The sequence below is a fragment of the Wolbachia endosymbiont of Onchocerca volvulus str. Cameroon genome (assembly GCF_000530755.1).
In the GTDB taxonomy this organism is placed as follows: Bacteria; Pseudomonadota; Alphaproteobacteria; order Rickettsiales; family Anaplasmataceae; genus Wolbachia.
Genome location: NZ_HG810405.1, coordinates 343,502 through 364,989 on the forward strand (window position 1 = coordinate 343,502; position 21,488 = coordinate 364,989).

The 21,488-nt window shown below is 32.1% G+C and carries 18 protein-coding genes; 4 read left to right on the forward strand and 14 right to left on the reverse strand.

Going from position 1 to position 21,488, the window contains the following annotated elements; all coding sequences use genetic code 11:
• Positions 1–130 precede the first annotated feature (130 nt).
• Entirely contained in the window at positions 131–805 is a 675-nt protein-coding gene (locus tag WOVOC_RS01395) for an ABC transporter ATP-binding protein (protein WP_025264089.1), read from the reverse strand.
• Positions 806–845: 40 nt separating this feature from the next.
• On the reverse strand, positions 846–1,310 hold the full coding sequence (locus WOVOC_RS01400; RefSeq protein ID WP_025264090.1) for a HesB/IscA family protein: 465 nt from the start codon (positions 1,308–1,310) through the stop codon (positions 846–848).
• A gap of 47 nt (positions 1,311–1,357) precedes the next feature.
• Between WOVOC_RS01400 and WOVOC_RS01405 the strand changes: the two genes are divergently transcribed.
• The 4 genes from WOVOC_RS01405 to WOVOC_RS01430 all read left to right on the forward strand — a co-directional run bounded on the left by WOVOC_RS01405 (position 1,358) and on the right by WOVOC_RS01430 (position 7,732).
• Positions 1,358–2,557 (forward strand): deoxyguanosinetriphosphate triphosphohydrolase, encoded by a 1,200-nt coding sequence (locus tag WOVOC_RS01405; protein ID WP_014869135.1) that lies wholly within the window; start codon positions 1,358–1,360, stop codon positions 2,555–2,557.
• A gap of 921 nt (positions 2,558–3,478) precedes the next feature.
• Positions 3,479–5,404: a tRNA uridine-5-carboxymethylaminomethyl(34) synthesis enzyme MnmG gene (gene mnmG, locus WOVOC_RS01415; RefSeq protein ID WP_014869136.1), complete on the forward strand. Its 1,926-nt coding sequence runs from the start codon at positions 3,479–3,481 to the stop codon at positions 5,402–5,404.
• An 8-nt stretch (positions 5,405–5,412) separates the two neighbouring features.
• Positions 5,413–7,236 carry an aminopeptidase P family protein gene (locus WOVOC_RS01420; RefSeq protein ID WP_025264091.1) on the forward strand — a complete coding sequence of 608 codons (1,824 nt, stop codon included), beginning with the start codon at positions 5,413–5,415 and terminating at the stop codon, positions 7,234–7,236.
• A gap of 124 nt (positions 7,237–7,360) precedes the next feature.
• On the forward strand, positions 7,361–7,732 hold the full coding sequence (locus tag WOVOC_RS01430; RefSeq protein ID WP_025264092.1) for a hypothetical protein: 372 nt from the start codon (positions 7,361–7,363) through the stop codon (positions 7,730–7,732).
• Positions 7,733–7,746: 14 nt separating this feature from the next.
• On the opposite strand, the gene WOVOC_RS01435 is transcribed toward WOVOC_RS01430, so the two are convergent.
• From WOVOC_RS01435 to WOVOC_RS01490, 12 genes are all read right to left on the reverse strand, one after another.
• Positions 7,747–8,727, reverse strand: coding sequence for a beta-ketoacyl-ACP synthase III (locus WOVOC_RS01435; RefSeq protein ID WP_025264093.1), 981 nt, complete (start codon positions 8,725–8,727; stop codon positions 7,747–7,749).
• A complete protein-coding gene (gene plsX / locus WOVOC_RS01440) occupies positions 8,720–9,757 on the reverse strand; it encodes a phosphate acyltransferase PlsX (RefSeq protein WP_025264094.1) in 1,038 nt (345 codons plus the stop codon). Before plsX ends, WOVOC_RS01435 begins: the two co-directional genes overlap by 8 nt.
• 17 nt (positions 9,758–9,774) lie before the next feature.
• A complete protein-coding gene (gene rpmF, locus WOVOC_RS01445) occupies positions 9,775–9,957 on the reverse strand; it encodes a 50S ribosomal protein L32 (RefSeq protein ID WP_025264095.1) in 183 nt (60 codons plus the stop codon).
• A gap of 1,530 nt (positions 9,958–11,487) precedes the next feature.
• On the reverse strand, positions 11,488–11,874 hold the full coding sequence (gene ccmE / locus WOVOC_RS01450) for a cytochrome c maturation protein CcmE (protein ID WP_014869141.1): 387 nt from the start codon (positions 11,872–11,874) through the stop codon (positions 11,488–11,490).
• Positions 11,858–11,995: a CcmD-like small membrane protein gene (locus tag WOVOC_RS05010; protein ID WP_014869142.1), complete on the reverse strand. Its 138-nt coding sequence runs from the start codon at positions 11,993–11,995 to the stop codon at positions 11,858–11,860. Before WOVOC_RS05010 ends, ccmE begins: the two co-directional genes overlap by 17 nt.
• Positions 11,992–12,783 (reverse strand): biotin--[acetyl-CoA-carboxylase] ligase, encoded by a 792-nt coding sequence (locus WOVOC_RS01460; protein ID WP_025264096.1) that lies wholly within the window; start codon positions 12,781–12,783, stop codon positions 11,992–11,994. The genes WOVOC_RS05010 and WOVOC_RS01460 overlap by 4 nt, the downstream gene beginning before the upstream one ends.
• Before the next feature lies 1 nt (position 12,784).
• Positions 12,785–14,179, reverse strand: a complete 1,395-nt coding sequence (locus WOVOC_RS01465) for an NADH-quinone oxidoreductase subunit N (protein WP_025264097.1) — start codon at positions 14,177–14,179, stop codon at positions 12,785–12,787.
• Complete coding sequence (locus WOVOC_RS01470; RefSeq protein WP_025264098.1) at positions 14,176–15,618, reverse strand: complex I subunit 4 family protein; 1,443 nt, start codon at positions 15,616–15,618, stop codon at positions 14,176–14,178. Before WOVOC_RS01470 ends, WOVOC_RS01465 begins: the two co-directional genes overlap by 4 nt.
• A 3-nt stretch (positions 15,619–15,621) precedes the next feature.
• A complete protein-coding gene (nuoL, locus tag WOVOC_RS01475) occupies positions 15,622–17,478 on the reverse strand; it encodes an NADH-quinone oxidoreductase subunit L (protein ID WP_025264099.1) in 1,857 nt (618 codons plus the stop codon).
• 4 nt (positions 17,479–17,482) lie between these two features.
• A complete protein-coding gene (gene nuoK / locus WOVOC_RS01480) occupies positions 17,483–17,791 on the reverse strand; it encodes an NADH-quinone oxidoreductase subunit NuoK (protein WP_025264100.1) in 309 nt (102 codons plus the stop codon).
• Positions 17,782–18,369: an NADH-quinone oxidoreductase subunit J gene (locus tag WOVOC_RS01485; RefSeq protein ID WP_025264101.1), complete on the reverse strand. Its 588-nt coding sequence runs from the start codon at positions 18,367–18,369 to the stop codon at positions 17,782–17,784. Before WOVOC_RS01485 ends, nuoK begins: the two co-directional genes overlap by 10 nt.
• 863 nt (positions 18,370–19,232) lie before the next feature.
• On the reverse strand, positions 19,233–21,098 hold the full coding sequence (locus tag WOVOC_RS01490; protein ID WP_025264102.1) for a WD0745 family porin: 1,866 nt from the start codon (positions 21,096–21,098) through the stop codon (positions 19,233–19,235).
• Between the last annotated feature and the right edge of the window lie 390 nt (positions 21,099–21,488).

Below are 21,488 nucleotides of genomic sequence, written 5' to 3' on the forward strand. Positions count from 1 at the left end.
ATAAGCCACGTAAGTTAAAAAGTCCGTGTATCAGGAGTAATGAGAATACTTCATGTGAGCTATATTCTGTTAACGATCATTGGCTAAGCAAATACAAAGCAAATAGATCGTAGTTCTATATTATATTTCCTTACAATTTTACTAAAGAGCCATTTTTTAGTTGTAAAATATGGTCTGCCCTTTCTGCAAGGAGATGGTTGTGTGTTACTATAAGCATAGAACTATTATTTTCCTTTATATGTGAACGTAGCAACAAAAACACGTTCAAAGAATTTGTTAGATCTAAATTCCCTGTTGGTTCATCTGCAAGTAAAAGCTTTGGAGAATTTACAATGCTTCTTGCAATTGCAATTCTTTGCCTTTCTCCACCAGAAATTTCAGATATCATACTATTCGCTTTATTCTCTAGGCTAAATTTTTCCAATATTGTTTGTGCACTTTTCATTGCTTTAGCTTTACTTTTTCCTGCAATAAGCTGAGGAAGCATAATATTTTCTAATACCGATAGTTCTTGCAGCAAATAATGAAATTGATAAACAAAGCTAAGAAAATTTCTTCTTATATGAGTTCTATATTTATCGCTGGCTTGTGTGCAATTTACTCCATCTATTGCCACTATACCTGAAGTTGGCTTATCTAGTAAACCTGCAATTTGCAATATAGTTGTTTTTCCTGATCCTGAACTGCCAATTAATGCAACTACTTGCCCTTTTGTAACCCTTAGGTTGATATTTTCTATGATAACAAAACTCTTTTTGAAGCTTTTACATATAGAAATTAGCTCTAGTACTATATCACTACTCATGTTTAAGGACCCAGCAGTTATTTAAATTCTGGTAGAGTAATTAAATTGAGAAACTACTGCCACAACCACATTTAGACTTAGCAAGAACATTGTTTACTTGAAAACCGGAACCACTTAGATTCTCAGTATAATCTATAACTGAGTTATTTAAAAACTTTGCTGAGCAATTATCAATCATTAATATAGGTTTTCCATTTTTATCATTAACTACTATGTCTTTGCTTTTTCCACTAAACTTAAAGCGTTCTTTATGGTCTTCGCTATCCTCATAATTATCATTATCATCGTCATCATCATCAAACTCATCGTTATAATCATCATCGTCATTACCTAAAGGTAGATTTTTGTTTATTTGATCCATAAGAAAATTGTACTTGAAGCCAGAACACCCACCACCTGAAATTGCAACTCGTAAAACAGAGTTTTTATCTTTTTCTTGTTCTATAAGAGAGTAAATTTTCCTTAATGCACTATCAGTTAAGTTAATATTGTAATTTATTGACATAATCATTACCACTTATTATTAATAGCTTATTATAGTAGAAATTTTACATGTCAAACAATAATTTTCTGTTAAGTTATGCATGTCTTCCACACAAGACAAGGGGGAGGTATTTCAAAGAATTGGAAGATGAAAATCGCAGTTGCTTTCAGCGTGACAGGGATCGCATTATACACTCTAATGCACTTAGGAAATTAGGTTACAAAACACAAGTTTTTATTAATTATGGAAACGACTATTATCGCACACGACTTACTCATAGCCTTGAAGTTGCACAAGTTGCGAGATCTATTGCACGTAGGCTCGGTTTAGACGAAGATATTACTGAGTGCATAGCACTTGCACATGATCTTGGTCATCCCCCATTTGCTCACACAGGTGAAAATGCTCTAAAAAAATCAGTTCAAAATTTGAATCTTGATAATGAAAAATATGAATTTGACCATAATGTTCAAGCTATAAGGATTTTGACTCATCTTGAAAAAAAACATGCTGACTTTGATGGTATGAACCTAAGCTGGGAGGTAATTGAAGGAGTTGCAAAACATAATGGTCCTCTGCTTGGTCAGAATGCAGTATTTCGTACAAATAATCAACTATTGTTAGAATATAATGAAAAATATGATTTAAAACTCGAAAAATTTTCAAGTATCGAAGCACAAGTTGCCTCAATTGCCGATGACATCGCATACAGTGTTCATGACCTTGATGATGCATTGAGAGGAAATTTGGTAACCGTAGGAGATCTGCTTGATATTCCTTTAATTGGGAAAATATTTAAAGATATAAAAAGTAAATATTCAGAGTTATCTCAAAATAAGTTGATACATGAGTCACTCAGTAAAGCTATAGGAATTATGATAAGTGACGTTGTTTTTTGGACTAAAAAAAACATTAAGGATTGTAAAATAGAAAGTGTAGAAGACGCGAGAAGTTTAAATAAGATGTTAGTTATATTCTCACCAGAAGTTGCAAACGCTATAGAAGAAATAAAAAAATTTAATATAGAAAAAATATATAAAAGCTATAAACTTAATAGAACGATGAATAAAGCAAAACGTATAGTACAAGAGCTTTTTCAATGTTTTTATGATAATCCGGAACTATTGCCTATAGAGTGGGGTAGGCTCGCTTATGAATTTGAGCGTTCAGTAGTAATATGTGACTATATCTCTGGTATGACAGATAGATTTGCCATACATGAACACAGAAGAATTTTTGACACCTCATACGAAATGACCTCTTTTTAATGGCAGATGACTATTTTATATTGATAGCACTGAAGCTTATGCAAAGCGAAAGATTTGGGTATAACGATTACTTTCTTAGCAATCAATACTGGTTGTTATTATTGCTACCGCTAAAGATGCAAGTGCAACTATACCTTCAATACTAATTTTTGTTATGTATACTGTGTTTCTCCACTTCTATATATGTTTTTATTTATAATAACCTTTAATAGACCTCTTTTTAATTGAGTTTAATAATAAATTAAACATGATAGATGTTAGCATACATAATCAAGCTATTTTTTTTGCAAATATAATTTCTAGCATAGATCTGTTTTCTAAACTGCTAATAACTATAAACAGCTGGCTGAATTTTAATAAACCAATAACCATGCAAGTAGGCTGAGAGAATTTTGAAATCATGGCTATACCACAATTGTGCGAGCAACTATATTTTTTGCAACTAACTTTCAGCTATTTATAGCTAAGAAATCTACTAAATTGGAAAAAATAAAAAAATATTAGTTAATATCTATTTGAAAGTGTTAGCATTTTTTATATTTTTAAACGTTTAATAGTCGCAATTTAGCTAATTTAAATATCTTTCTAAAATTTTTAGCTTTTAATATTAAAGATTTAATAAATGGAGAATGAAGATGAGAGGAATCCCATAATAGCTAGTTATTCTTCTGGTTTTATGAGCTGATGTTTTATACTTTCTTGAACGCTTTCATTGTTCAATTTGCACAGATTGAAGATAATTAAATACCTTTATTATCATAATAAAGAAGTTGGTAGAATTTGTTAAATGGTCTTCAGTCTTATTTCTATGATTGAAAAAGTATGGATGTCTGTTAGTTACTTAGATACTGAATTATTATAAAATTTGACATTCATTGCTGATGACTAGAATATTAGCAGAGTAAAATTACTTAAGAAAGTATGTATACGTATGACGTAGTGGTAGTAGGTGGTGGTCATGCTGGGTGTGAAGCAGCTGCGGCTGCAGTTCGCCTTGGTGCAAATACACTACTCATAACCCATAAAATTTCAACTATAGGAGAAATGTCCTGCAATCCAGCGATTGGAGGAATTGCAAAAGGTGTTGTAGTTAGAGAGATTGATGCTCTTGATGGAATAATGGGAAGAGCAATCGATCAAGCAAGCATACACTCAGTTATTTTAAACGGTAGCAGAGGTGCAGCAGTGTGGGGACCACGTGCACAGGCAGATCGAAAACTATACAAGAGAGCAATACAGGAAATTATTCTAAATTACAACAATTTGACAGTAAAAGAAGAGTCGGTTGACGATTTTCTTATTGAAAATGATAGCAATGGAGAGTCGTATATTAAGGCCGTTGTAACAAGCTTAGGCGAGCGTATATTGACAAGTAGAGTTGTTTTAACTACAGGAACTTTTCTGCAAGGTGTGATTCATATAGGTGAACAGACAATTCCTTCAGGAAGAATGGGGGATAAGTCTTCAATAGAACTTGCAAATACATTAAAAAAATATAATTTTGGATTAGGTAGATTACGTACCGGAACTCCACCAAGACTTGATCGTAATACTATAAACTGCTCAATATTGCAAGAACAAGTAGGTGATAATCCACCTACGCCGTTTTCTTATCTTACAGAAAGAACTACCCACCCTCAAGTTTCATGTTTTATTACTTATACTAATGAAAATACACACAGAATAATTCGAGAGAATCTGCACAGATCAGCTTCTTCATACTTGAATGACATTGTTGCACCAAGATATTGCCCATCGATTGAAGCTAAAGTTAAAAAGTTTGCAGAAAAAAATAGTCACCAAATATTTCTAGAACCGGAAGGACTTGACGATAATACTATATATCCGAATGGAATTTCAAATTCATTGCCTATTGAAGTACAGTACAAAATGATAAGGAGTATCAAAGGACTTGAAAATGCAGAGATATTAAAACCTGGATATGCAATTGAGTATAATTATATTGATCCACGAGAGTTGTTTCATACTCTAGAAACTAAAAAAATTAAAGGGCTATATTTTGCCGGTCAAATTAATGGAACTACTGGATATGAAGAAGCAGCAGGACAGGGAATTGTTGCTGGAACTAATGCAGCACTTTCTGCAGCTGGAAAGAAAGGAGGATTTGTTCTTCATCGCACAGACTCGTATATCGGTGTAATGATAGATGATTTAGTTACTAAAGGTGTAATAGAACCTTATAGGTTATTCACCTCACGTGCAGAATATAGACTAGCGATCAGATCAGACAATGCAGACAGAAGATTAACACAAAAGGGTTATGATATTTCCCTTGTATCGCATGAGAGATACTCTGTTTTACAAAGTAAACTTAAGTCTATTAAGCAACTTAAGAAAAATTTAGAGAGCTTAACAATTACTCCTGAGCAACTTAGGTTTTATGGTATAAAAACATCTTATGATGGAATGAGAAAAACAGCACTAGATCTACTTAGCTACCCCAATATCAACTGGAATAAATTACAAGAGATATGGTTGGAATTGGGTAGTGTTATGCACTGGAATGATACCATAATAAATGATGTAAATGAGAATGAGATACGTGAGGCAGTTACAATTGAAGCAAAGTACAAACCTTATTTGATAAGACAAGAAGCAGATATGAAGTTTTTACGAGAGGAAACTAATACTCAAATTCCAATTAGCTTCGATTATTCACAAGTTCAAGGTCTATCAAGCGAAGTAATAGAAAAATTGCAGGCAATAAAACCAGCAACAATTGGCATTGCAAAGCAAATACAAGGCATTACTCCAGCAGCAATAGTTAGCATATTGGTGTATTTGAGAAATAAGAAAATGAAAATAGCTGCTACTAATTCTGTGTAAGGTATTCTATGTTAAAAATCGAGGAATTTCGTTCTTTTATGCGTAAAGTAAATGTAGATGTATTTATGCTGCACACTAAAGATGAATATTTAAATGAACATTCAGATGACTTAATCAAATTATGTGGTTTTACAGGGACAAATGGACTGCTCATTGTTACAAAAGACAACAAGTGCCCGTTTTTTACAGATGGACGTTATATCATACAAGCCCATAACCAGCTCGATCGAGATACTTTTCAAGTATATAATATGCAAGAAGAGAATCCGTGTGAATGGGTGAAAGCAAATTTAACATTGACCACTTCATTAGGTTATTACTCGCAGCATTTTACTGTAAAAGAGATAAGGAGATACGAAAATATTTGTAGATTAGTATCAGTATCCTATTCAATTAAAAAAGAAAGTAATCATAAAGAACAAACTATAGTTTCATATGCAGTTGAGTACTCAGGTGAAAGTAGTAAGAGTAAATGTGAAAAAGTGACTAAAAGTATAAATAAAGAAATTGAAGCGGTTCTCCTAACTGATCCAAATTCAATTTCATGGTTATTAAATCTAAGAAATGAAAATGCTAAGTATACTCCATGTGTATTAGGCCGTGTTATACTATATAAAAATGGTAATGTTGATTTATTTGTTCAAGACAAAGAATATTCAACTATACAGGCAAATTTAGATAACCATATAAGTGTTTTTGATATTAGCAAGCTAGAGAGTTCACTGTGCAAACTAAATTCGGTAATGATAGATCCAAGCATAACTCCAATGAGTATTATGGCTATAATACAAAGTAAGCTGGTAGTTGAAAGAGATGATCCTTGTTTAATTTACAAAGCAGTGAAAAATCAAACTGAAATAGCTGGAGCTATAAATGCGCATATTCGGGATGGAATAGCAGTAACAAATTTTCTATATTGGCTTGAAAGTAGTATTAATAAGCCTCTTATAAATTCAAATATTATCCAGGTAACTGATACTGAGACTCAGAAAAAAAACGCAGATTCCAGCATCATGCGCTGGAATGACATAAAAAAGGATCCTGATTTTTTGCTTGAACAACCATTATATGGTGGATCTAGTGTGATCACCGAACTTAGTGCTGAAGAGAAACTCTTAGAATATAGAAAAGAACAGGATTTATTTAAGCAATTAAGCTTTCCAACAATTTCCGCATTTAATGAAAATGGAGCAGTAATTCATTACCGTTCAAGCAGTAAGACGAATAAAATAATTCAGAAAGATGGATTGTACTTGATTGATTCTGGTGGCCAATACCTTAATGGTACAACTGATATTACAAGAACTGTAGCAATTGGAAGGCCAACTAACGAACAAATAACTCATTATACAATAGTATTGAAAGCTCATATTGCTATAGCAAGTGTAGTCTTTCCTTCTAATACTACTGGTGGGGAGCTAGATATATTGGCACGCACTCATTTATGGAAATTTGGAATAGATTACATGCATAGTACAGGACATGGAGTAGGAAATTATTTGTCAGTCCATGAAGGACCACAAGCAATATCAAAAGGGAATAAGGTAAAACTTATGCCAGGAATGATACTTTCCAATGAACCTGGTTATTATATTCCAGGAAAATACGGAATAAGGATTGAGAATCTGATGTATATTGACAGACAAGAAAATGGCTTCTTAAACTTTAAGCAACTTACTTCTGTTCCATACGATAGAAAGCTAATAAATATACACATGCTTACTAAAAATGAAATTAATTGGATAAATAGCTATCATCAGTTTGCTTATGAAAACTTAGAAAACGATATCAACAATAAGGAATGGTTAGAGAAAACATGTGCCCCTTTATAAATAAAGGGAAAGCTTTTTACTCTTTAAATGAGTATTAATACAGGTGTAAAAGAGGTATTATATATTGTTTTTAAATTAAAAACAATATATAATAAAAAGTACGTATTTCCAGGTAGGTGTAATTATGATAGATAAAGTTCAGGAAGATGAGTTTATGAAACAGTACATGGATACTTGTAAAGAACAAATAGAAAAATTAGCTAAGGATCCTGAGTTACTTAATCAAACCTTAAAACCATTTATGCAAATGTCTCAGCAGCTTATGGCTAGTAGTATGTTAGATGGATCTATGCCTAATAATATAGTATCTAATTTGAGTAGTATGGATATTACTAAGGTGCTTGCTCAGATGAAGGAAATGATTGATTACATAAAAAGCAACTACAAGGGACTCATGAAAGAAGATAGTTCGCAGATTCAAGAGCTTGATGAATCCAGTAGAAAACTGAGAGGCTTAGTTAGAAAGCTGATAGAAAGAATTGAAAGCAATAAATAGTAGAGTTAGAGTTGTCAGTAGCGTAGTAAAACAGAACCCCAGGTCAGACCTGCACCTATTGCAATTAGTAGTCCAAGGCTCCCTGGTTTTATTTTCGATTTTTGTATTGCATGATCAAGTGCTAGTGGAATTGATGCTGCTGAGGTGTTTGCGTGTTGATCAACCGTATTAATCACTTTTTCTATAGGCAAATCTAACTTCTTCACTACTGCTTCAACAATACGAATGTTTGCTTGATGAGGAGTTAACCAATCAATATCAGTAATCTCTAAATTATTGAATTTCAGTGCTTTCTTTACTGAAGCTGTTAATTTATCTACTGCATGTTTGAATATTTCTCTTCCTTTCATGCATATTTTTCCAGGATTACCGGTTGAGGATACTCCTCCATTCGTGCACAATATATCTATATTGCCATCAGAGTATAGGTTAGTTGATACTATGCCACCATTTATGGATTTCTTTACTGCTTCACTACAATGCACTGATTTCATTATTATTGCGCCGGCGCCATCACCAAATAGTACACAAGTTGATCTATCTTTCCAATCAACAATTCTAGACATTATTTCAGCACCTATAACTAGTGCATATTTAATGCTATTATTGGCTTTAATAAGCGAGTCAGCGACTGTAATTGCATATATAAAACCAGAGCATGCGGCTTGTACATCAAAAGCAAACGCATTCCTACATTTTAATCTGCTTTGCACAATAGTTGCACAGCTAGGAAGAGTTTTGTCAGGTGTTGTTGTTGCTACTATGATTAAATTAATTTCATTTACTAAAATTTTAGCTTTTTCTATAGCATTTCTTGCTGCATTAACAGCTAAATCTGATGTTAATTCTTCTTTATCTGCTATATGTCTTTGAGTTATTCCTGTTCTCTGTCTAATCCATTCATCACTTGTTTCAACTATCGATGCAACATCATTGTTACTCAATATTTTTTTTGGTAAGTAAGATCCAGTGCTTAATATGAAACTTTTATTCAATATGACCTACCTCACTAACTATCTTTTGGTTTAAGTTTTCACTAATAGCACTTACTGCAAATTTTATAGCGTGGGCAAAAGAAACAGCATCGGAATTTCCATGGCTCTTGATGACTACGCCATTGAGCCCTAAAAACATAGCTCCACTTCTAACTTTGGGATTAAAACGCGTTAATACCTTACTAAGTTTGGATTTCAATAATACACCAATAAGCACTTTTGTTGTCCACGAGTTGAATATTTCTTGCTTTATTAAATTAATAAAAGCACTAGCGGTTGCCTCAGCTGTTTTAAGCATTACATTGCCAACAAAACCATCAGCGACAATCACATCAATACTGCCATCTAAAAATTCACTTGCCTCTATATATCCCTTAAAATTAATATTTGAGGTATTTTTGAGCAATTCAAAAGCTCCTCTTATTGAGTCAGTACCTTTAATTTCTTCTGTACCAATATTTAATAAAGCAACTTCAGGATTGTCAACTTTTAATGCTATTTTTGCGAATGTACTCCCCATCAACGCAAATTGAAATAATGAGTCAGCATTACAATCAACATTTGCACCAAGATCAAGTAGTACAAAGCTTTTTGCCTTAGTTGGACAGACAGTCACAATAGCAGGACGATAGATATTTGGCAGTATTCCTAGAATAAACCTAGAAATAGCCATTAATGCTCCAGTGTTGCCTGAAGATACTGCCCCAGAAGCCTTACCTTTTCTTACTGCTTCAATGGCTGCTTTCATGCTCGAATCTTTACGATGCCTCAGTGCAAAGGATGGTTTATCATTCGCAAGAACACTGTCAGAACAATGGATCAACTCAGAATTATTACTTACCTTCTTATATTTTAAAAGTAAAGGAGATACTTCTTTTTGGTCTCCATAAATACGAAAAAAAATTTTAACTCCTGGGTCAATAAGGTTATCCAAAAAAAAACTAGCACCTTGAATTACTGAGAGAGGTGCAAAATCACCTCCCATAGCGTCAAGTGCGACAACTATGTTATGGTTAACAGTAGGTAACATATCATGATACATGATAGCTATTCTTTCTGTTGTTTGATGAAAACACGTTTTCCTTTATAACTGCCATCAATTGCTATATTGTGAGGTAACATAAATTCCCCAGTTGTTGTGCATACCGCAATATTCTTAAGCTTAATGGCATGGTGAGAACGATGCATATTACGCCTTGATTTTGACTTTTTTTTCTTTGGTACTGCCAAAACTTTTCTCCATTCTACTATAAAAATTTAATCTATTAGTAACATATTTTTTACAGGAAGTAAACAGTGATAGTAAAATAAGTAAGGTTTGCCATGCAATTAATTCCTGTAAGTTTTAAACTGAAACATTTCAGTTAAAATATATTGAATTTAGAAGATACTTTACTATATAATAAAATTAATGAAAATTTTAGTAAAACTAATTTTATGCTAAGGTAAGTGCGGAAGTGATTTTTCCAATATAAATATGGTGTTAGAATGATTTGTAGGTACCTTACTGACTTTCTATTAATGCTTGGTAGTGTGTGGTATTTATATTTTTCAGTCTTTGTATCACTGCCATATATTAAGGTAACATAGCAACAAAGTAGATCATAGAAGCAGGCTTTTTCTCTTTACCGATTCTTCTTGGACTCACAGGAATTTTTATGGGAGTAGTAATAGCTTTGTGCAAAAAAATTCTGAGCTGTTCATTAATTAGTCCAGTTTTAATTAATCTAATAATGCTGGAAAGGCTGTACTATCAATTATAGCAGAAACTGGTACGATTGTATATTACTGAATAAATGGATGTACTTATAACTTTAAGTATTAACTTCTTCAAATATTTAACCGTACCGAGAATTTTAATATCAGTTATAGTATTCCATATACTTATAACAATGCAGATTTAATAGGAATACTTAGAAGATATCACTGCAGTTTTCAAATTTAGCCACAAGAATATAATATATAAGTAAAATGTGTAGGCCCAATTCTTTAATATGTAAGATTTTATTACCGGGGGTAGTATCTAGTAGAGGAAATTGCTTTTGCTGCTATAATTTCTGTTTTAAGTTGCTATTACGGTTCCTCTTATAGAGGAGGTATACAAATGATGGAAAGTAAGTTATTTGCTATAACATTTTTGATTATTTTAGCAGCAAACTGCTTAATTACTTTGATACATGCATAGCCTTATAATATCAAACTTAAGCTTATCTTTACTAAAAGATCTAAATCTCAATATATTAAAATAGGAATTACTGGTTATACTTGGTAGCTCAGGAAGTAACAAATCTGTATTAATAAAAATAACCATTAGCTTGCTGATGTCAGATTCATTATTTATTGAAATAAATAGTAAAGACTAAAATAAACTTAGAGTATCTTTCAAGGTTTCACTTTACTTAACTGCTTTACAGTTTAGAAAAGTAATATTTTTTAACTATAAAAGTTACTTTAGTATTGGCAAAAAAGAGGTAAAGCAATTATTAATTGAGAAATTGAATGATGTTTTTTAGAATGGACCAATTTCATATTAGATATAGAAAATGAGATAGTGATAGAACTATCAGAAAATTCTGATTCCTATTATTGCAACTGCACATGGTATTTACAAGTATATTTAAAGATATCCTATAAAACTATATGAGGGAAATATCAATTTTTACGGGACTGTTCAAGAAATAAAAAACACTAAAAGTGGATATATATAAAGAAACTTATTTGCTATGTGTGTACAAAATGAAAAATCTCTATTTTTATTGCTTACTTTCGAGGCATATAATTCTCATCATGCTTTGCAAATACTGTGTCTGCTAAAAAGGTTCCATTGTCGAACATTTTACCTTGCACAACAACACCACTTTTTTCTGAAAACATTGGTGGAAGTACCCCTTGATATTTTATTAAAACACTTTTATTAAAATCTGTCACTTGGAAGATTACTTCATTCTCGTTGTGTATTACACTATTCTCAACAACCATTCCACCGATACGAATTAACTTTTGATTGTTTGGTAAAACTATCGCTTCACTTACTGTATAAAAAAATGAGATATTTTCTTTGAGTGCTATTAAGATAAGAAAAACTACGCAGTTTAAAAAGAAGGAGATTCCTGAAGCTATAAGTAATCGCTTATGTTTTCTCTTCATTATTATTTTTAAGGCCCTCCAAAGTTTCTTTACTCTTAATATAGCAAGAAATAGTAAAAATTAACTCCCCAGCAATCAATACAAAACTAATAAGGTAAGCAAAAATTACATACGTATTCATAGTGTATTACCAATAAACAATTGACCTGCGTCGAAATAAAGTAAACCTCCATCTTTTTGTTGTAGTGCCAACTTACCGTTTTTATCTATACCAATAAAAATTCCCTCATACAACTTGCCAGCTAATTTTACGCTGATTTGCTTGTTCATTTTGAATGCTTTTTTTAACCACATGTTTCTTATAGCACAAAACCCGTCAAATATCCACTGCTTTCTTAACTCATTAAAATTTATTATCAATTCTTTTAATAGATCTATGTTAGATGAAGACTCACCGTAACTGCTAATGCATGTTGTCCATGAAAACGGTGCATGATTAATGTTAATTCCAATTCCTATAACTAGCCAATTTGAATTGGATTTTTTTTCAAGTAATATCCCGCTTATTTTTCTACCATCTACCAGAATGTCATTTGGCCATTTATATTGAATGTTACCGTCATCTATAGATGATGATAACGTGTTGCCAACAGCAAGAGCAGTAACAAAAGTCAATTCTGTCAATTTACTTAAACTTTCTCTGTTATTCCAACGTGTAATGTTGTAATTCATTATTGGAATGATACTAGTGTGATTATATAAAAAATCTATGATTAAACTTACATAAAAATTACCCTTTGGAGAAATCCAGCTTTTTCCAGTGCGTCCTCTACCATCTGTTTGCTTGTCGGCAATAATAACAGATTCGTTTGATATCCCTTTATCAATTAAGTCCAATGCTTTTCCATTGGTACTAGAGACTTCTTTATAATGATAAATATGAAAACCTTCAAATGTTTTAGGGAACACTTCATAATCCTTTAGTTACTAAATGAATTAACGAGTATAAATTTTCTATGTACATAAAAAGAACAATATTGATCAAGGAAGAAGCTGAAGTGATGATTAATAGACCCTTAGGATAAGTAATCTTACTGTTACTAGCTTTATCAAAATACATAGCTTTTATAATATTTAGGTAATAGTAACATGATATAATACTTGCTACTACAAGGATCAAAGACAAACTGATAAAACCTGAGCTTATTAAACTTCTAAATATAAAAAGTTTAGCTAAAAAACCTGCGAGTGGTGGTATTCCCGCCATTGAAAGTAATAGTACAGAAAGATGAAAAGCCAAAATTGGGTGTTTTTTTCCAACACCAGCTAAATTAGCAACATTGCAATTGTCGTCGTCAATTTGTATAAAACACGAGAATAACCCTATACTTGTAATGATATATATCATTAAATACATCAAGGAACTATCTATTCCTGTCCGTGTAAAGGTAGAAAGTGAAACAATCATGAAACCAACATGACCAATTGAACTGTAAGCAAGCAGCCTTTTTAGGTTTTTTTGGCGCAAAGCCCCGAAAGTGGAGATAAGCACAGATAATGTTGAAAAGCATAAGAGAATAGGTTGAACATAATTTTTTACATTTGCCAACTCTTCATTCATTAATCGAATTAAAAATGTTATAAGTGCAGCCTTTGGAGCGGTAGAAAAAAACATAGTTACTATAGTGGGTGCACCTTGATATACATCTGGAGCCCACATATGAAAAGGAACAATGGCAAGTTTGAAACACAAACCAATGAGAATAAAGACTAACCCAAAAACTATTCCGTAAGTTACCTGATGGTTTTGTACAAATAAACTTAACTGAAAAAAATCGATTTTTCCTGTATATCCATAAAGTAGTGACATGCCATATAGCATAATGCAAGAAGATAGTGCACTAAGTGTAAAATATTTTGCTCCTGCTTCAGATGAATATGCTGAATTTTTATTAAAGCTTGTAAGAACATATAGAGATATACTCATCAGCTCAAAAGCTAAATAAAAAGAAATTAAACTATTTGTTGAAACTAAAGTTATCATGCTGAATAGAGCAAAAAGAATCAGTACTGAAAACTCATATTTGTAGTTGTATTTTGATAAATCCAGTAGCAAAAGTACTAAAATTCCTATAATAAGGATTAACCCTTGGGCTGATCTAGTATATAAATTAAGTTTTAATAACGAATTAAAGGAAAAAACTTCACTGTTTTCTATTGAAAGAATTAAAATTATTAAAGTTGCCACTGTACAACTAAGTGCTAGTAAGTTAATAATGCGGCGGCTAGACACAATTCCAAGTAGCAGCAACACCAGTGAGGAGATAATAGAAAAAGTTTCTGGTAATACCTGTATGTAATTCATGGAATATTATATTTGATTAATAAACTTGCCATACATGGCTTCAAATAATTTAGTGCAAAAGTTGGGTAAAATCCGAGCAAAACAATAAATACTGCAAGTAAAATTAGAATAGAAAATTCTATGCTATCTAGACGGTTATTTAACAATTTGGAACAGCTACTTCCCCATATTATCCGTTTGCATAAATTCAACATATAAACTGCGCTTAAAATAGTGCTAAGTGCAATAAGTCCTGTAAAAAACTTTATTTTTTTAAACATTCCAATCATAACCAAAAACTCACCTATAAATCCAGATGTTCCAGGTAGTCCTATTGAAGCCATTGAAAATAAAATGAACATAAAGCCAAATTTTGGCATTGTGTTTACTATGCCAAAATACTTTGCAATTTTTAGTGTTCCAGTTCTAGTATGTAGCATTCCTACGCATAAAAATAAAGCAGCAGAAATAAGACCATGGCTAATCATCTGGAATATAGCACCAAGTATACCCTCTTCGCAAAATGAAAAGAGACCAGCAGTAACAATTCCCATATGCGCTATAGAAGAATAAGCTATTAACTTTTTTATATCGTCTTGAGCAAACGCAACTAGTGAGGTATAGATTCCTGTAATAATGCTGAGTATAACAACGAAATTTGAAAAATATAAACTTGCCTGGGGAAGCATTGGAATAGAGAATCTTAAAAATCCGTATCCTCCCATTTTAATAAGCAAACCAGCTAAAACCACAGATCCAGAAGTTGGCGATTGCACATGCGCGTCAGGAAGCCAAGTATGAAATGGGAACATTGGTACTTTTATTGCAAAAGAAATAAAAAATGCGATCCATAACAATGATTGCACTCTAAAATCAAGGCTTGGCATTAACGTGATCAGTTTCTGTATGTCGTACGTTTCAAAAACGCTATAAATATATACTAACCCAAGCAGAAACAATAATGAACCGGTAAGTGTATATAGGAACAATTTAAACGTTGCATATATTCTGTATTTCCCTCCCCAAATGCCAATAATAAAGAACATTGGTACTAAAACAGCCTCAAAGAATACATAAAAACTTATAGCATTTAGTGAAATAAAAAAACCGATTATAAAACTTTCAAGCAGTAAAAACAATGCCATATATGGCTTTAGAGTTTTATAACTTATTTTGCAATTGTAGAGTATACAGGTACCAAACAAGAAAGTTGTGAGTAGAAGGAAAAATAACGATATACCATCTACCCCTATTCCAACATTTCTAATCGGATAGCTAACAAACTGAAAACCAGCATTGGTATAATTGTATTTTATACAAGCCACAATGCTAAGCAAAAATGGAAGAGCAACAAAAAATAAGGCAAGGAACCTTAGGTATATAGATTTATGACGAATCTTTATTAAAGATAAAATTAATGCTCCCATTAGTGGAAGTGAGAATATACTAAGTAATAACACTTTCTATTTAATTCCAATAATATATAAAGCACTGATTATTAAAGCAATGAACATAATGAATGCATAATCGAATATGTAGCCAGTTTGTAATTTTATAGAATTTTTCGAACATTCACTAACTAATTTTATAACACCGTTTGGTCCGAATGAATCAATGATCTTGACATCAAATTTGTATAGAAGTTCAGATATAAACCTCGTTGGTACAACTATAAAAAGTTCGTATATCTCATCAAAGTACCATTTATTCTGCAGAAATTTAAGTAAAAATTCACTTTTAATTTGTTTAATTGTTTGATAATAATAAGTCAAGTACGCAAATGCTATCCCACTCAGGCTTATTAAAATTGGTAGTAGTTTTATAAAGAAATCATGAACTTCATGCTCATCAGCAACCACTAAGCTTGACCTCCAAAATACATTATTAGTTATGTTTAAAATATTTACTCCCCATATTCCAGAAAACGCCGATCCAAAAGTAAGTATTGATAACGGTATAAGCATAACTACTGGTGCTTCATGTATGTCAATTTTACTTTGCTTTCGGCTATGAAATACCAGAAGTAATACTCTCCAAGAGTAAAGCGCTGTAAAGAATGCAACAACTAAACTTATTATAAAAGCAAAGCTGTCTGTATCATAAGCATGCTTAATTATCAAATCCTTTGAATAAAAACCTGCAAATGGAAATATTCCAGAAAGCGCAAGAGAGCCAATCCACATAGAAGTGTAGGTATAGGGAATTTTCTTCCAGCAATTTTCCATTTTTTGAATGTTCTGTTCATGATGCATTGCGTAAATCACATTACCTGCGCTAAGGAATAGCAAAGCTTTCAAAAAAGCGTGTGTCATCAAATGAAAAACAGCAATATTGTAAGCAGAAAGGCCACACGCTATGAACATATAACCAAGTTGACTACAGGTTGAATAAGCAATTACTTTCTTTATATCATTTTGAGTGATTGCAACGGTAGCTGCAAAAAAAGCAGTAAGTTCACCAACAATAACTATTAATTCTCTTGCTACTTTTGATAGTTCAAACAGTGGAGAACATTTTGCTACTAAGAATACACCTGCTGTTACCATTGTTGCCGCATGAATAAGCGCAGAGACAGGAGTTGGCCCTTCCATTGCATCTGGTAACCAAACATGTAGGCCGAGCTGAGCAGATTTTCCCATACAGCCAATAAAAAGCAGTACACATATTACATCGATTATTTTTAGTTCACAGCAGAATGCCCTAATGTTCCTTGTACCAAGAAGATGAGCTGTATCAAAAATTTCAGTGAATCTCAAAGAATGAAATGTGTAATAAATTAGAAAAACTCCAATTAATAGTACAAAGTCTCCTACTCTATTTGTAACAAATGCTTTGAGTGCCGCATTATTCGCAGAGTATTTTTGAAACCAAAACCCTATAAGCAAATAAGAGCATAAACCAACTCCTTCCCAACCAAAGAAAAGCTGCACGAAATTGTCACTTACAACTAACATAATCATACAAAATGTAAATAACGACAAATAAGAGAAAAACCTTGATTTTCCTTTATCGTGTTTCATATAACCGATAGAGTAGAGGTGAACTACTAGAGAAACAGTGGTAACAACAACCAGCATTAAAGATGAAAGAGCATCCATATTAATTGCCCAATTCACTTTTAATTTACTTAATGAAAGTAGAGGAAATAAACTTAAGTGGTAATTTTCAGAGAAAGCAAGAAAAACATACCAAGATAAAACTGCAGACATTCCGACTCCTACAGTTGTAATTAACTGACTGAAAATATCCTTTTTAAAAAGGGCTGCAAACAATGAAGCAAAAAGTGGCAAAAACACTATTAATTTTAATATATTCGTCATATTTTTATTCCTTCATTAAGTTTACCTGCTCAACATCTATGTTGCCGTGATTTCTATGGTATACAACTAATATTGCAAGTCCTATTCCTGACTCAGCTGCTGCAACAGTTAATACAAACATGACAAAAATTTGCCCGATTATGTTATTCATAAAAGCAGAAAAAGCAACTAGATTGATGTTAATTGCTAGTAATAATATTTCTATTGATAATAATATGTTGATTATGCTCTTGCGGTTGATAAAAATACCACACACTCCAATAGTGAATAAAATAGCAGCAACTACCAAGAAATGATTTAATCCTATTTCCATTTCACTCCTTTTCCAAATTTAGCCTTAACTAATCTTACAGATGAGGATTGTGTTAATTGTTTTAACACATTTTGTCTTTTAATTCCTTTTTTCTTATCTTGCGAGGCAAGAGCAATTGTGCCTACAATTGCGGTGAGTAGCAGAATGCCAGAAAGATGAAAGGCGTACATGTAATCAGTATACAGCAAATCACCGATAGCTTTCATATTATTCATGCTATAGTTTATACCATTGTTTATATTTAACGCTGAGTTGAGAATTATAAAACTGATAACCAGAAAAAATACAACAGATAATATGGTACTAAGGACTAAATGTTTCGTGAAACCCTGACGCAGTTTTATATAGTCAATATCGAGCATCATAACTACAAAGAGAAATAACACTGCAACTGCGCCTATATATACTATTAGTAGTATCATAGCAATAAACTCAGCTCCAAGAAGGATAAAAAGAACTGTAGAGTTAACAAAGGTGAAAATTAAAAATAACACTGCATGAACAGGATTCCTTACACTGATCACATAAATAGCAGATAGAATGCTGAGGATTGCAAAAAGATAAAAGAAAAAAGCCATTGGTACTTTAATTGCAACAATAGTCACTAATTTAAAGTAACTATTATTATGAAGTCAATAAACTTCTCACATGGCATAAAGTTATTTCGTTTAACTTTTCAATTTTGGCAGATTAAAACGGTAAAAAGTTTATATTTAATGTATGACTGTTTAGTTTTTTATACTATGTTTGCTTTTATGTTTTTATAAATTCTCTTAGATTCTAAGCTTTTATCTATATAAGCTGAAGTATACTTATTTATAAAGTACTCAAGACATTATCTAACGCTAAATTTTAAAATAGAGAATAAGATGATTAGCTTGTGGGTTTTCTTTGTTTTTTTCTCTGCTTAGTAAGTTTCTTTTAATATTAGAGTTAGGGGCTAGAGGTCAGTTGTATTTCAAATACGGTTGAATTGTATATTGAAGGCTAAAAAAAAACGCTCTAAGTTTCTTCCTATTTTTTCTATTTAATAAATTTTTTAAATATTAATAACTAGAGTAGTACTAACAGCTTTTGCTTAGCTATTTATTAATGCTATAACGGCATAACATAAGAAAATTTAGCTACTAGCATAACACAAGATCAGCTGTTTTTTTATGCTTACCAAATCAAATCAGTTTACTTGTGAGCAAATGACCTTTTGGATACCTTCAGTAATTTAACTAGCTGTTAACCTAATGTTTGGTTTTTTGTGATACAGAACAACTTTGGAATATTAAAAAAATTGTGTTATTTTTTCAAATTCCTTACCATGATATTATTATCCATATCTTAAGCTACTGCTCGATATGCTGGAATTTTTTTTAATAACACTTGATAGTGCTATAATGAACATTTAAAATACACACCACATTTTAAATATGGCGTGTATTTTCGCCAATTAGAAGGAAAACCTTATACCAGTAAGGAAAAGCATTCCCTGATTAGACGCAGCGGTAAGCTTCTCTTTGTATCCTTTGTCATCAGTCATAAAATAATGAACAACTGCATAAGGGACAAACTTACTTTTACTGCAAGTAGAGGAGAGATCATATTGAACGCCAAGTGCAATATCATGAAGCTTATTTCCATCACCTGCTTTACTACCAAAGTAAGTCAAGCTTGTGTAGAAGTTCTCATACTGATAACCAGTACCCGTAGTCCAATACATGGTGCTTTTATCATTTCTTTCAAATTTAGTCTCTGACTCTTCCATTTTTTCTCTATTGTTACCAATAGTACTTTCAATCTCAATTTTCTGATAGTTGCCATTAATTAATTTTTTAATATTCTTTGGTTGGTCAGATTTGCCTAAGTATGCAAAAGATGTAGCAAATTTTATATCCCTATCCTCATTAATTTTATAGTCAGCACTTACACCTAAATTAACGCCTATCAGATTATTGTATTCTACATATTCATTATAAAAGAGTTGATTTTCATTTAGTTGTCTCGGTAGCCCATATTCACCAGTCATAGAAGTTTTGATTTTTACATTATATTTATTGAAATCATATTCATACGATACACCAGCACTTACTATATGCTCATAATCTGGACCGATATGTTTCTTATTCTCTATAACAAATAAACTACTATCATAGCGAGGTGAATAGCCAATGCCGAGTTTTGCACCCATATAACTTGGCGAGTAATAAGCAACTCTAAACGGCAGTGTAGTCATAACATCTTTATGGTATTTTCCTGCCATATAGAAAGAGAAAGTTTCACTTCCACTTGAAAAACTTTCAGTATGAAGACGTGGTGTCACATAAAATGGAAAATTTTTGTTAATCCCTTCTAAGTTTACTTTTCTAAACCAATTGCTATCTGCAGCTCCGTCAACGGTTGCAATTCTCGTTGCGTCAAGCCTCATCAAAGCTTCAGGACCAAACTGATAACCAAGTTTCAAGTCACCATATTTTGAATTCAAAAATAAGTGTGCACTTCTACCTCTTACCACATTAACACCTTGTGAAGCTCCTTTGCCTTCAGTAAGTGGAACTTGGAGTTGCACGTCAGCACCATAAAGAAGTCCTAAATCCTCATTTTTATTTTCTGCTTTTAAGTGCAACATTGCATCTGTAATCATACCTGTATCATTGCTATAATCACCGATATTTTCTGTCTGCCCAAATATTGGATGCAACCCTGTTGTCTGATTGTTAGGATTAGTATAGCAATTTATCATATTGTTATAACACTTATAATCTTCACCACTTGGTCCTGTTTTGCCATAGCCTTGAGCATCAACAGCACCACCGAAAGTTATTTTCAAACCACTTTTCCCTCGGTTGGTATTGATAATATCAACGTCACCGATTGAGACTACAGGATTTGCATTACCTTTTTCTCCTGTATGCTGATTAATAACTTTTATATTATCTTTTGTAACTTTTGCTTCGATTTTAGTCTTCTTAGTTTTAGAGCTTTCTAAGTTGGAATTCTCAACATTTAGAACCTTTGCTTTTTTCTCATTTACTAGCTTTTCCTTTTCTTTCTTTTTTTTAGCTGCTAGCTTCAGTTCCTCACTCTTCTTAAGCTCTTCAGCTTCTTTTCTTGGATCAGCATTACATATCCGGTCCATTTTCTCTTTTAGTTTTTTATTTGATGTTTTCATAACTTCCATTCTTGCAGAAGTTGTTGTACCCTCTTGCTTTTTTACTTCCTTCATATTTTCATTAGAAAAGTCAGCAGCAAAACTGCTGAAAGAATATAAAGCTAATAAAGAAGCTAGAGCAGTTTTAGTGTAGGTAGATTTTTTCATGAAAGTGCCCCCAAAAAATTTCAAAATCATTATTCTAAATGTAAAATAGTATAAAAGTGTTGAAAATTCAACTCAAAGCAACCTTATAGCTGAAACAAAAGTAAAATGCAACATCTTTAAGAGCAACTTTTTTTAATATGCTAACGTATGTGTTAATCAAAACTCAATGTGGAGGTTAAGTATTCTTTGCTTGTTATCTGTATTATAATCTAGCTGTCTACCTTGTGAAGTGAGACTTTTCATGATAGAATAATAGATTAAGAATGAAAAACTCTTATAAAATACTTTAATAAGTATTAAAATAATTATTGATAATAACATAGGTTCATAGTCAGTAGGTAAAGTTACTTAGATAAATCCAGATATTTTATATAGATTTTAAGCCTTCTA